At 62.7% G+C, this 11902-nt stretch carries 11 protein-coding genes and 1 tRNA gene; 7 read left to right on the forward strand and 5 right to left on the reverse strand.

The window, feature by feature from the left end:
• Nucleotides 1–191 precede the first annotated feature (191 nt).
• Nucleotides 192–587, reverse strand: coding sequence for a DNA-directed RNA polymerase subunit omega (rpoZ, locus tag SLT36_RS22160; RefSeq protein WP_067964237.1), 396 nt, complete (start codon nt 585–587; stop codon nt 192–194).
• 276 nt (nt 588–863) lie between these two features.
• Between rpoZ and SLT36_RS22165 the strand changes: the two genes are divergently transcribed.
• The 3 genes from SLT36_RS22165 (at nt 864) to SLT36_RS22175 (ending at nt 2813) form a co-directional block, all read left to right on the forward strand.
• The gene (locus SLT36_RS22165) at nt 864–1445 is read left to right on the forward strand and encodes an NYN domain-containing protein (protein ID WP_432284460.1); all 582 of its coding nucleotides are present in this window, start codon (nt 864–866) and stop codon (nt 1443–1445) included.
• The gene (locus SLT36_RS22170; RefSeq protein ID WP_432284461.1) at nt 1445–2125 is read left to right on the forward strand and encodes a uracil-DNA glycosylase; all 681 of its coding nucleotides are present in this window, start codon (nt 1445–1447) and stop codon (nt 2123–2125) included. Before SLT36_RS22165 ends, SLT36_RS22170 begins: the two co-directional genes overlap by 1 nt.
• A 196-nt stretch (nt 2126–2321) precedes the next feature.
• Entirely contained in the window at nt 2322–2813 is a 492-nt protein-coding gene (locus SLT36_RS22175) for a hypothetical protein (protein ID WP_432284462.1), read from the forward strand.
• 182 nt (nt 2814–2995) lie between these two features.
• Here the strand turns inward: SLT36_RS22175 and SLT36_RS22180 are convergent, their stop codons facing one another.
• The 3 genes from SLT36_RS22180 to dapA form a co-directional block, all read right to left on the reverse strand.
• Entirely contained in the window at nt 2996–3211 is a 216-nt protein-coding gene (locus SLT36_RS22180; RefSeq protein ID WP_432284463.1) for a hypothetical protein, read from the reverse strand.
• A 543-nt stretch (nt 3212–3754) separates the two neighbouring features.
• Nucleotides 3755–4234, reverse strand: coding sequence for an SsrA-binding protein SmpB (gene smpB, locus SLT36_RS22185; protein ID WP_432284464.1), 480 nt, complete (start codon nt 4232–4234; stop codon nt 3755–3757).
• A gap of 232 nt (nt 4235–4466) precedes the next feature.
• On the reverse strand, nt 4467–5348 hold the full coding sequence (dapA, locus tag SLT36_RS22190) for a 4-hydroxy-tetrahydrodipicolinate synthase (RefSeq protein WP_432284465.1): 882 nt from the start codon (nt 5346–5348) through the stop codon (nt 4467–4469).
• Between the two features lie 231 nt (nt 5349–5579).
• Between dapA and SLT36_RS22195 the strand changes: the two genes are divergently transcribed.
• Nucleotides 5580–7622, forward strand: a complete 2043-nt coding sequence (locus SLT36_RS22195) for a lytic transglycosylase domain-containing protein (protein WP_432284466.1) — start codon at nt 5580–5582, stop codon at nt 7620–7622.
• A 139-nt stretch (nt 7623–7761) separates the two neighbouring features.
• A complete protein-coding gene (locus SLT36_RS22200; RefSeq protein ID WP_432284467.1) occupies nt 7762–8688 on the forward strand; it encodes an alpha/beta fold hydrolase in 927 nt (308 codons plus the stop codon).
• A 192-nt stretch (nt 8689–8880) separates the two neighbouring features.
• Here the strand turns inward: SLT36_RS22200 and SLT36_RS22205 are convergent, their stop codons facing one another.
• On the reverse strand, nt 8881–9951 hold the full coding sequence (locus tag SLT36_RS22205) for a porin (protein ID WP_286296401.1): 1071 nt from the start codon (nt 9949–9951) through the stop codon (nt 8881–8883).
• Between the two features lie 472 nt (nt 9952–10423).
• Between SLT36_RS22205 and SLT36_RS22210 the strand changes: the two genes are divergently transcribed.
• Nucleotides 10424–10514 (forward strand) — tRNA-Ser (locus SLT36_RS22210).
• A gap of 147 nt (nt 10515–10661) precedes the next feature.
• Complete coding sequence (locus SLT36_RS22215) at nt 10662–11720, forward strand: porin (RefSeq protein ID WP_286296399.1); 1059 nt, start codon at nt 10662–10664, stop codon at nt 11718–11720.
• The last annotated feature ends 182 nt before the right edge of the window (nt 11721–11902 follow it).

The raw sequence follows: 11902 nt of genomic DNA on the forward strand, positions 1-11902 counted from the left end.
TACGCCGGTTTGGCGCCGCTTGCGAGCTTTTTGGCGCCTTGGCGGACCAGAGTTCGCTCGATAACTCGCCCTGCCGAGGGAGATGGCCTGGTTTTCGAGAACCGGAGCGGAGCGGACTTTAAGGTCCGTGAGCACCGGAAGCGCAGAAAACCGAGGCAGATGCCCGGCAGGGTAGAGTTAGCGTCAAACTCTTAGTAGTCGTCGCTCTTTTCGGGCGCGACCAGGCTCTCGATGCCGGCGAGCAGGTCTTCTTCCGACATGCGGTCGAAGTTGATGTTCTCTTCCGGCTCGTCCGCGTCGATCGCCGAGGCGGTCGTCTGGTCGGCGGGCTCCGGTGCCTCGGGCTCCGGCTCGTCGACTTCGACATGCTTCTGCAGCGAGTGGATCAGGTCTTCCTTGAGATCGTCGGGCGACAGCATCTCGTCGGCGATTTCGCGCAGTGCCACGACGGGGTTCTTGTCGTTGTCGCGCGGCAGGGTGATCTGCGCGCCCTGCGAGATCTGGCGGGCGCGGTGGCCGGCGAGCAGCACCAGCTCAAAGCGGTTGTCGACCTTGTCAATGCAGTCTTCAACGGTTACGCGGGCCATGAAGTGCCCCTTTCATGCATGGATTTGACGGAAAGCTGACGCGTGCCATAACCTGAACGGCCGCGCAATTCAAGCATCAAGCCGGCTTTGCCACCGACGCGTCGGATTTCGGACAGCCAACCACCCACAATTAATTTACCGCTCCGCGATCCTGCCCCCTTGGAATGAACCATCGCGAGCGATATTTGCCCCAGTGGGGTAAGTCATTGATTTGGGGGAACGGGCGCTCGGTTCAGCGTATGTGGCGTCAGCCTATTTCAACAAGGATATTTTCCTATGTTTGATCCTCGCGAGAAAATCGCACTTTTTATCGACGGAGCTAATCTCTACGCAACCTCCCGCTCCCTCGGCTTCGACATCGACTATCGCAAACTGCTTTCCAGCTTCCAGAAGCGCGGCTATCTGTTGCGCGCCTATTATTACACTGCACTCGTCGAGGACCAGGAATATTCCTCGATCCGCCCGCTGATCGACTGGCTCGACTATAACGGCTTCAAGGTCGTCACCAAGCCGGCCAAGGAATTCACTGACGCCTCGGGCCGGCGCAAGATCAAGGGCAACATGGACATCGAATTGACAGTCGATGCCCTGGAACTCGCCGATGTCGTCGACCACTACGTCATCTTCTCCGGCGACGGCGATTTCCGCACGCTTGTCGAAGCGCTGCAGCGCCGCGGCCGCAAGGTCTCGGTCATTTCGACGATGGCCTCCCAGCCGCCGATGATCTCGGACGATCTGCGCCGCCAGGCCGACCATTTCGTCGACCTGATGACGCTGAAATCCGAGATCGGCCGCGAGCCGTCGGAGCGTCCGGTGCGCAAACCCGACCCCGTCGATCCGACCACCGACGACGCTTGATGTCCGGCACCACGCTTCAAGCCGGCTGCCCGGCCTTGCCGGTCGATCCCGACCGGGACTGCCCGCTCTGCCCGCGCCTGCACGACTTCATCGCCAGCTGGCGCGCCCGCGAGCCGGGCTGGTACAACGGACCCGTCCGCTCCTTCCTTCCTCCCGAAGGCGAAGCGGCGGTGCGTTTCCTGATCGTCGGGCTGGCGCCGGGCGTGCGCGGGGCCAACCGCACCGGTCGCCCCTTCACCGGCGACTATGCCGGCGAGCTGCTTTATTCGACGCTCAAGCGCTTCGGCATGGCGCGCGGCGAGTTCGAAGCGCGCCCCGACGACAGCCTGGAGCTGATCGGCACGGCGATCACCAATGCCGTGCGCTGCGTGCCGCCCGACAACAAGCCGGTGGGCGCCGAGATCAACACCTGCCGTTCCTTCCTGGTGCCGACGATCGCGCGCTTTCCCAACCTCAAAGCCATCCTGACGCTGGGCTCGATCGGCCACCAGTCGACGGTCAGGGCGCTCGGCGCGCGCGTCGCGGCCGTGCCCTTCAAGCACGGCGCCCGAAGCGACGTCGGCAACATCGCGGTGTTTTCGAGCTATCATTGCTCGCGCTACAACACCAATACCGGCGTGCTGACCGAAGAGATGTTCGTCAACGTTTTTCGTGACGTCGCCGACTTCCTGCAGAAATAGATTCTGCCGCTGCCCTGCCCGCCGCGCTTTCCGGTCAGAAAAGCCCGGTTGCGCGTGGGGCGACAACCGGGCAAGGGGCACTGGCAAATGGAACGGCTGGCTTTTCGCGGCGACGCGTCAGCCGTGAGGTCGCGGAGCACCATCCCGAACGGCAATTCCGCCTGCGGCCGATCGAAAGCGGCCTTCGGCAAGGATCATGCTCAATCAGGATCAGAACCCGCCCAAATCTCAGCGAGGATCGAAAAACGAACTCTTTCCCGGGCCTTTGCTACTTGGGGCACCACCCTTGGTGGGCTTGTTGTTTCCCTTGATCAGCAGGATCGCCCCGCCCTGTGTCGCTTGGCCGCTCACCGCAGGCTTGGACACTGTCTTTGCCGCCATCGGTGCTGCAGCGAATGCCGCCGGCGACAGCATCATCCCTGCCATTGCCGCTATCATGATCGTCTTCATTGGTTTGCCTCCTTCATTGGCCATCCGGCCGTCGCGTGACGCAGATGGCACCGCCCCCCGCTTGGTGCCGGACCACGCCTGCGCCAAAAACGCGGTCTGCACGGAGAAATGGAAGCAAACTCGGGACTTTGGCATACGGCAGATGCCGTATTTCGACGCCGGCCAGGCCTTGATTGCGGCGACTTGGTTAGCCGATGGTTTACGGAAAACCTGCCTTGCCCCGGCTTGCCGCCAGTGAAAATGCCCGGTTGCGCTGTGAGGCGACAACCAGGCAAGGGGCACTTGGCAAATGGAACGGCTGGCTACGGCGCCAGCCGCAAGGTTGTGGTCAGGTCGTCGTCCGGCTCAAGCTGCGGCGCGGCGTGGCCAAAGCACGAGCCAGCCACCCACGAGGATTGGATGATCCCCTCAGCGACAGCCTCAACCGGCAAAGCCTTTGCCCGGCATGAAGCCCTTGCCGCCTGGAATGGATATGGTCCCGGTACGGCCAGGGCCAGCAGCCAGAACCACGCCGTCCTTTTCCCCTTGGCTGGCAGCAACCGCCTTTGAGGCAGCGCTTGCCACAACCGGCACCGCGGCGAATGCCAAGGGCGTCAGCATCAGCGACACCGCCGTTGCCATCATGATCGTCTTCATCGATGTGTTCCTTTCACCGGAGGTCCGGCCCAAGGCGCTCAGGCACCGCCCCCGGTGCCGAACCACGCCGCGCCACTCGTGGTCTGCGTCGAGAAATGACCGAAAGACGCTGGTTTTGGCATACGGCAGATGCCGTATTTCGACGGCTGGTGAGGGCCGACACGAGGCGTTGGTTAACTCACGTTTACGAGCAAGGCCTTCGCTCGCCCGTTGGGGCGTCTGGGACTTCCGGCAGGGGCGCGGAGGGGATCTAGAGTGGTCCTCTTTGTCGACAGGTGCCAGACTTTGGACGGCTGTGATCCTTCGCACCCCCCTCTGGCCTGCCGGCCATCTCCCCCACAAGGAGGGAGATCCGGCCTGCATCGACGCCTCGCCCAATCGCCAACGTAGATGCTTACGCCTTGCGACATCGCAGGATGAGCGCCGCCAGCGACGAGATTAATCTCCCTCCTTGTGGGGGAGATGGCCGGCAGGCCAGAGGGGGGTGCGCAGGATCTGGAGACAGAAGGTTTGCTTCGTAGGGCAGCACCGCCCAGAAAAAGCCTACCCGCGCTCCTTCAGCAGCCGCCCCTTTTCGCGGTTCCAGTCGCGCTGCTTTTCGCTTTCGCGCTTGTCGTGCAGCTTCTTGCCGCGGCTGACGGCGAGCAGCATCTTGGCCATGCCGCGATCGTTGAAATAGATCTTGAGCGGGATCAGCGTCATGCCTTCGCGCTCGATGTTCTGGGCGAGCCGGGCCATTTCGCGCTTGCTGACCAGAAGCTTGCGGCGGCGGCGTGTCTCGTGGTTGAAGCGGTTGGCCTGAAGATATTCCGGGACGTAGGAATTGATCAGCCACAATTCCCCACCCTCGAACGAGGCGTAGGAATCCTGGATATTGGCCTGGCCCAGGCGCAGCGCCTTGACCTCGGTGCCACTCAGCACGATGCCGGTCTCGAGCGTGTCGAGAACCTCATAGTTGAAGCGCGCCTTGCGGTTTTCCGCGGCGATCTTGTTGTTGGGGTCGGATTTCTTGCCCTGGCTCATGACGTCGCTACTTTTCTGGTGCGTCCACCGATGCTCGGCCGCCGGGCACGCATCTCAGGATGGGAAAGCACTGCGCGCCCACAACCCTGCGCCAACAGCGCATCAGATCCCGGACGCCATGTGCTGACTGCCCTTCTCCCGAGGCACGAGCTCAACAGCGAGCCTCGAAGGACGCACAATTCGAAGAGCGCTTACATGGCTGCGAAGCGGCTGTTTCGCAACCCTTGGGCACTCAGTTGATGAGGCCGGCAAATTTCATTGCCGCGTCGATCTTCTCGGCCGTCGACTGCTCGATCGTCACCAGCGGCGAACGCAGCACGTTCTCGATGCGGCCGAGACGCGACAGCGCATATTTCGCGCCCGAAGCGCCAGGCTCGATGAAGATCGCCTTGTGCAGCGGCATCAGGCGGTCCTGCAGCTCGAGCGCCTTGGCGTTGTCGCCCGACAGGCTGGCGTTCTGGAACTCGGCGCAGAGACGCGGCGCGACATTCGAGGTCACCGAAATGGCGCCGACGCCGCCATGGGCGTTGAAGCCGAGCGCCGAGGCATCCTCGCCCGACAGCTGGATGAAATCGGTGCCGCAGGTGATGCGCTGCTCGGAGACACGCTCGACCTTGCCGGTCGCGTCCTTGACGCCGGCGATGTTCTTGAAGTCATGGGCCAGCCGGCCCATCGTCTCCGGCGACATGTCGATGATCGAGCGCGGCGGGATGTTGTAGATGATGACGGGCAGCGTCGTTGCCTGGGCAACGGCTGCGAAATGCGCATAAAGGCCGCGCTGCGTCGGCTTGTTGTAATAGGGCGTGACCACGAGCACGGCGTCCGCGCCGACGCTCTCGGCATACTTGACCAGACCGACGGCCTCTTCGGTGTTGTTTGAACCGGCGCCGGCAATGACCGGCACGCGGCCGCGCGCAACCTCGACGCACATCTTCACGACATGGCGGTGCTCGTCATGGGTCAGCGTCGGCGACTCGCCCGTGGTGCCGACAGGCACCAGGCCCGTGGTGCCCTCGGCGATCTGCCATTCGACGAGTTCGCGAAAGGCTTTCTCGTCGAGACGGCCATTCTTTTCGAATGGGGTCACGAGCGCGGTAAGTGAGCCTCTCAGCATGTCGTCCAACTCCGGGAATCCTACGGTTTCACAGCCTTTTCAATGCCGCCGGCTTTCTAGCCGAAAGCAGGGCCGGGCACCATAGTCTCGACACCAATTTGCGGCAAGTGTGGCCGCACCCTATATCCGACCGAATCGAACGACCGCGCTAACCTTTCGTTAACCCGCTCTTCACGACATGAACCTAGGCTCGAAAGCCCTGCTCCCGATCGTCACCCGCAAGGATAAGGAATGACCAGAATCATTCCGGCTGCCAGGCCGCATCATGTCGCGCTGTTGAGCGCCTTCATCGCCCTGGCGCCCGTCCCCGCCGGCAGTTCGGCGCTCGACCCGCAGGCAACCTCGGCCATCCCCTTCGCCAGCATCGGCAAGGGCGACGCCGCACGTGCCGCCTTCGGCACCATCGACCAGCTCAAGAGCGGGCTCGACGCGCTGTCGAGCGGCGATCTGGCGCAGGCGCGCGCGGTGCGTGACGCCCTGCCCGCGACAGCGCTCGACCGCCACATATTGATGTGGGCGATCGCCATCAATGGCGGCGACCAGGTGCCGAGTGCCGATATCGCGGCGGCGGCCCAGGCCCTGCCGGGCTGGCCGGGCCTTGCCACATTGCGCCGCAACAGCGAGCGCGCCATGGCGCGCGAAACGCCTGGGCCCAATATCGTGGTTTCGGCCTTTGCCGGCAGCGAACCGCAAACCATCGAAGGTGCGCTTTTGCTCGCCCGCGCCCAGAAGGAGCTCGGCAATGCCAAGGCGGCACTTGCCGTACTCCAGCCCTTTTGGCGCACCGAAAAACTGGATGCCAGATATGAGGTGGCGATCCTCAAGGATTTCGGCAGCCTGATCCCCGCCGCCGACCATCGCATCCGCATGGAGCGCATGCTCTATGCCGACCGGGTCAATTCCGCCGCGCGTGTCGCCGAGCTCGCCGGGGCAAAGCCGCTGGCCGACGCCTGGGCTGCCGTCATCAAGGGCGACAGGAAGGCACAAGCGCTGCTCGATGCGGTGCCCGCAAGCCAGCGTTCGGCCGGCTATGTCTTTGCCAAGGCGCGCCTCTTGCGCAAGCAGGAGAAGTTCACCGAAGCCGCAGCCGTCATGCTGAAGGCGCCTGGGGATCGCGCCAGCCTGATCGACCCCGACACATGGTGGGTGGAACGCCGCGTGCTGTCGCGCGAACTGCTCGACGAGGGCGACGTCAAGACCGCCTACCGGATTGCCGCCGCGCACTCGGCCGAAAACGCGACGAATGCCGCCGACGCCGAATTCCACGCCGGCTGGTATGCGCTGCGCGGCCTCAACGACGCCAAGCTGGCATCAGGCCATTTCGAGCGCATCGCCAAGATCGCCGGCAGCCCGATCTCGCTGTCGCGCGCCTATTATTGGCTCGGCCGCAGCGCCGAAGCCGGCGGTCCCGGCAATGCCAAGGACTATTTCGCCCGCGCCGCAACCTATGGCACCAGCTTCTACGGCCAGCTTGCCGCCGAACGCATCGGCCGCAAGGCGCTCAATGTCGTCTATCCCGCACCGACCTCAGCCGACCGCCAGGCCTTTGCGCAGCGCGAGGCGGTCAGCGCGATCACCCGGCTCGAGGGCGCGGGTTATGCCGCTTACGCCGAGATGCTTTATCGCGACCTCGCCTCGCAGTTGAACAGCCCGGGCGAACTCGCGCTTCTCGCCGTCATGGCCGAGAAGCAGGACAACCACTATCTGGCGCTGCGCGTCGGCAAGATCGCCGCCCAGCGCGGGCTCGACGTCGGCGCCCTGTCGCACCCGATCGGGGTGATCCCAGGCTCGGCCAACATTTCAGGCTCCGGCAAGGCGCTCGCCTATGCGATCGCGCGCCAGGAAAGCGAGTTCAAGGTCTCGGCCGTCTCGAGCGCCGGGGCGCGCGGCCTGCTGCAGCTGATGCCGGGTACGGCGAGGGATCTGGCGAAGAAAGCCGGCATGGCGTATTCGCAGGAGCGCCTGACGTCGGATGCCGGCTACAACGCCACACTGGGCGCGAGCTTCCTCGGCGAGCAGCTCGGCCGCTTCAACGGCTCCTACGTGCTGACCTTCGCCGGCTACAATGCCGGCCCGCGCCGCGCCGACCAGTGGATATCAAGATATGGCGATCCGCGCGGCAAGGATGTCGACACCGTCGTCGACTGGATCGAGCGCATCCCCTATGCGGAGACGCGCAGCTACGTCCAGCGCGTGATGGAGAACTATCAGGTCTACAAGATGCGGCTGTCGGGCAGCTACGACATCAACGGCGACCTGGTGAACGGCCGCTAGGCTTGCCCAGGCAGGTCTCGGTGCATCCAGCCACGCGGCGTCACCCCCGCAGATCGGCGGCGGGTTTGACCGCGCCCCATGGCTTCGTTAGCTAGGTCCGGCCGACACGAGGTCGTGTCGGGAGCGGAGAGGCAGCCTGATGACCGATGCGCAAGGCTTTGCGGACTTCTTCTACACCTCGCAGGACGGGCTCAGGCTGCACGCACGACTCTATGGCGCCGCGGCTGGTCACGAAGATACCGCTCGCCGCGGCAACTGCCCGGTCGTCTGCCTGCCTGGCCTGACCCGCAACGCCAGGGACTTTCACGAGCTGGCACTGCATCTTGCCAACGACGTCGAAAACCCTCGCCGAATCATATGCTTCGACTATCGCGGCCGGGGCCGGTCGGCCTATGACCCGAACTGGCAGAACTATAATGTCGGCATGGAAGCGACCGACGTCATCGCCGGCCTCGACGCCCTCGGCATCGGCGAGGCGGCCTTCGTCGGGACGTCGCGCGGCGGGCTGATCATCCATGTGCTGGCGATGATGCGCCCTGCCCTGATCAAGGCGGTCGTGCTCAACGACATCGGCCCGGTGATCGAGACGACAGGCCTTGCCCATATCAGGTCCTATCTGGAAAACGCCCCTCGCCCCGTTGATTTCACCGAGGCCGTCCAGATTCAGAAGGCGGTCCATAGCGAGGCGTTTCCGGCGCTGTCTGATGCCGACTGGCACCGCTTCGTCCACGCCATCTACCGCAACGAGGCGGGTGTGCCCGTCGCCGATTACGACCCCGCTTTGCTCAACACCGTGCTGGCGCTGGACCTCAGCCAGCCGCTGCCGGATCTCTGGCCGCAGTTCGAGGCGCTTGCGTCAGTGCCGGTGCTCACGATCCGCGGCGCCAACTCGCGGCTGCTGTCGGCAGAAACCATTGATGAAATGGGCCGACGCCATCCGCGCCTTGAAGCGGTCACCGTCGACGGACAGGGCCACGCGCCGTTGCTGGAGACCGGAAACCTGCCGGCGACAATCGCTGCCTTTCTGCGACAAGCAGAGACAAAGGCTGCTCCTGCAAAGGCCTGACCGGCGGCGGGCCGACGAAGATCGGCCGGCTTCGCTAATTACTATAGAGAGCGAATAATCAGGCAGGGTTGGCTGACGGCCAGCGCTTCGCCCTGCGCGCTGCGATGCGTCACGTCACCCGAAGACCGCAAACCAAACGAAAAAACCCGGCGGTTGCCCGCCGGGTTTTCCCTAATTCAGCTGGTGAGCTGATTAGAACGAAGCGTCAAGGCGCAAGAAGCCCTTGAAGTATTCGTCATCGCCACCGACTTCGGTGTCGACGTAGTTGACTGCCAGCTTGGCGTTCAGGTTCTCGACGATCTTGTAGTCGACAACTGCGCCAACCGTCCACGTGTCGAGGTCCGACTCGAGGGTGGTGTTGTTGAGGAAGTCGCCTGCATGTGCGTCAGCGAAGAACTGACCGCCAGCGCCGACAGTCAGCCTGTCGTTGACGGTGTACTTCAGGTAACCGCCGATCGAGTAATCGTAGCCCAGATAGTCGCCGGCATCGAAGCCAAGGCTCATCCACGTTGCACCCGACTCATAAGCTGCGAGCAGCTCGAGGGTCAGAGCGTCGGTTGCCTTGATCTTGGCGATACCCTTGAGGGCGAACTCCGAGAAGCGGTCGTCGTAGGCAGCGAACAGGTCAACCGAACCCCAGCCCTGAGCGATCGAGACCTTACCGGTGACAATCGGCACGTAGTCGAAGTTGCGGTCTTCTTCTTCGAGGCCGACCGACACTGCGATGCCGTTGCCGGCGTCGAAGGTGTAACGGATCGACTGGATGAAGTCGCCACCGCCGCTGTCGAACTCACCCGACAGGTCGCCGTCGAACAGCGTGTCGTTACGACCGATCATCAGGCCGCCGAGCTCGAAGTAGGCGTAACGGACGCCAAAAGTGCTCGAGTCTCCAAGGAAACCAATCTGCTGACCAACGCTATTGTAGACGGTTTCGCCGCCGTTGTTTGCGCCCTGGAACTCGATGTAGCGCTTGAACGTGCCGTATTCGGTCTCCGAGCGAGCGTCGAACTTCAGACGGAAGAGAGCGGTCTTCTTCCAGCCGTTGTCGTCTTCTTCGAAGTCGATCTGGTAACGAACGAGGCCGCCGATCTTGAGGCAGGTCTCGGTGCCGGGGATGTAGTAGAAGCCCGCGCCGTAAACGTCGCAGATGCGGACGTATTCCATGGGCTCCGGCTCAGCGACGACGACAGCGTCGGCCGCACGAGCGCCGGAGACTGCGAGCAGAGCCGCAGCGGAGCCGAGAAGAAGGCTCTTAATGTTCATTTTCTGACCTCCAGTCAAAAGTTTCAAAAGAGGGTCTGGGTATTTTTTGCTGAAGGACAGCGTTCCCTGCCCCATCCCCGTTTGAAAAAGATGCGCACCGCGCTCCCTCTTCGACCCCGACATTACCCATGAGCCGTCGCGGTTCAACAGCCAAGACGGCTCGCAAGCCTCCCGCAACGTTGGATCGCCGAGCCATGTTGCACAAATGACACGATTTGATACCCCCCATAAAGAAGTCATTAAGAAATGGCGCCATTCGAGCGCAGCTTTTGCGCCTGGCGCGGACCCTGATCGAGGTCTCTTTGGTCGGAATCGAGGTCTCGTTCCGCAGAATCGCCGGTGATCCGATTCCATCGATGCCCGGCCGGATGGACGATTCGAGCGTTGAATTCGCCAGGCAGTGCTTTTTCATGCCGATATGTAGAATGGCTTATTGATTGTGCCGCGCCTTTTCTTTATCCAGCGGCGCAACGGAGAGGTGGCCGAGTGGTCGAAGGCGCTCCCCTGCTAAGGGAGTAGAGGTCAAAAGCTTCTCGTGGGTTCGAATCCCATCCTCTCCGCCAGCCTCAGGCTACCTTCCCTTTCAGATCTCAGAATGCCTAGACATTTCAATCGCTTGCGGCGCCATTGCGCGCGGTGAAGCCGGATTTTCATGGCTTTCCGCCTGAATTCCTCGATCTCCAGCCGCGATTCTGACTGGAGGTCAGAAAATGAACATTAAGAGCCTTCTTCTCGGCTCCGCTGCGGCTCTGCTCGCAGTCTCCGGCGCTCGTGCGGCCGACGCTGTCGTCGTCGCTGAGCCGGAGCCCATGGAATACGTCCGCATCTGCGACGTTTACGGCGCGGGCTTCTACTACATCCCCGGCACCGAGACCTGCCTCAAGATCGGCGGCCTCGTTCGTTACCAGATCGACTGGGCTGACGAAGATGAAGGTTGGCGCAAGACCGCCCTCTTCCGCCTGAAGTTCGATGCCCGTTCGGAAACCGAATACGGCACGTTCAAGCGCTACATCGAGTTCCAGGGCTCGAACAACGGCGGCAACTACGATCCGGAAGAAGACGAATGGGCAGCTGATTCCAGCACCTTCTCGGTTCGTTATGCCTACTTCGAACTCGGTGGCCTGATGATCGGCCGCAACGATACGCTGTTCGACGGCGATCTGTCGGGTGAGTTCGATGCCGGCGGCGGCGACTTCGTCCAGCAGATTCGTTACACCTTCGACGCCGGCAACGGCATCGCAGTGTCGGTCGGCCTCGAAGAAGAAGACAACAACTTCGACTACGTGCCGCTCGTCACCGGTAAGGTCTCGGTCGCTCAGGGCTGGGGTTCTGTCGACCTGTTCGCCGCTTATGACGACCGCTTCTCGGAGTTCGCTCTGAAGGGTATCGCCAAGATCAAGGCAACCGACGCTCTGACCCTCGAGCTGCTCGCAGCCTACGAGTCGGGCGCTACCTGGTTCGGCCTGTCGGACTTCTACGCTGGCTACGAATGGTCGGTCGGCGGCTACCTGAAGTACCAGGTCAACGAGAAGCTGGCAGTCGGCTTCGGTGGTCAGTACTTCGCTGACAGCCACTTCGGCGTGTTCAACCCGGATGGCACCGGCCTCGCGACCGTTGACGTCGGCAACGACGACTGGTCGATCGGCGCGGTCGTCGACTACACGATCGTTGAGAACCTCAACGCCAAGCTGGCTGTCAACTACGACGACGGCGACAGCTTCACGGACGGCTCGTTCAACGGCTTCCTCCGTCTCGACGCCTCCTTCTAATAGGCTGACGTCGTAAGGCATAAGGCGGCCCGGGTTTCCTAGGAGGCCCGGGCCGTTTTTCTACCAGCGGCTAGCGCTGGGGTGTCAAACCAAAGAGGAGCTAAAAGGCGCTGTCAGGTGCAAGCCGGATCGGGAACTTATTTCGCTTCCTGTTCATGCTTACGGAAAACCGTCACATTGTC

Source organism: Aminobacter sp. BA135, from assembly GCF_050859125.1.
GTDB lineage: Bacteria > Pseudomonadota > Alphaproteobacteria > Rhizobiales > Rhizobiaceae > Aminobacter > Aminobacter ciceronei.

Excerpts from the sequence above, each read along its gene's own strand:
- SLT36_RS22165 (WP_432284460.1), top strand. The coding sequence starts at position 864 with ATGTTTGATCCTCGCGAGAAAATCGCACTTTTTATCGACGGAGCTAAT.
- SLT36_RS22195 (WP_432284466.1), top strand. The coding sequence starts at position 5,580 with ATGACCAGAATCATTCCGGCTGCCAGGCCGCATCATGTCGCGCTGTTG.
- SLT36_RS22215 (WP_286296399.1), top strand. The coding sequence starts at position 10,662 with ATGAACATTAAGAGCCTTCTTCTCGGCTCCGCTGCGGCTCTGCTCGCA.
- dapA (WP_432284465.1), bottom strand. The coding sequence starts at position 5,348 with ATGCTGAGAGGCTCACTTACCGCGCTCGTGACCCCATTCGAAAAGAAT.
- SLT36_RS22175 (WP_432284462.1), top strand. The coding sequence starts at position 2,322 with ATGCTCAATCAGGATCAGAACCCGCCCAAATCTCAGCGAGGATCGAAA.
- SLT36_RS22205 (WP_286296401.1), bottom strand. The coding sequence starts at position 9,951 with ATGAACATTAAGAGCCTTCTTCTCGGCTCCGCTGCGGCTCTGCTCGCA.
- rpoZ (WP_067964237.1), bottom strand. The coding sequence starts at position 587 with ATGGCCCGCGTAACCGTTGAAGACTGCATTGACAAGGTCGACAACCGC.
- SLT36_RS22180 (WP_432284463.1), bottom strand. The coding sequence starts at position 3,211 with ATGAAGACGATCATGATGGCAACGGCGGTGTCGCTGATGCTGACGCCC.
- SLT36_RS22200 (WP_432284467.1), top strand. The coding sequence starts at position 7,762 with ATGACCGATGCGCAAGGCTTTGCGGACTTCTTCTACACCTCGCAGGAC.
- SLT36_RS22170 (WP_432284461.1), top strand. The coding sequence starts at position 1,445 with ATGTCCGGCACCACGCTTCAAGCCGGCTGCCCGGCCTTGCCGGTCGAT.
- smpB (WP_432284464.1), bottom strand. The coding sequence starts at position 4,234 with ATGAGCCAGGGCAAGAAATCCGACCCCAACAACAAGATCGCCGCGGAA.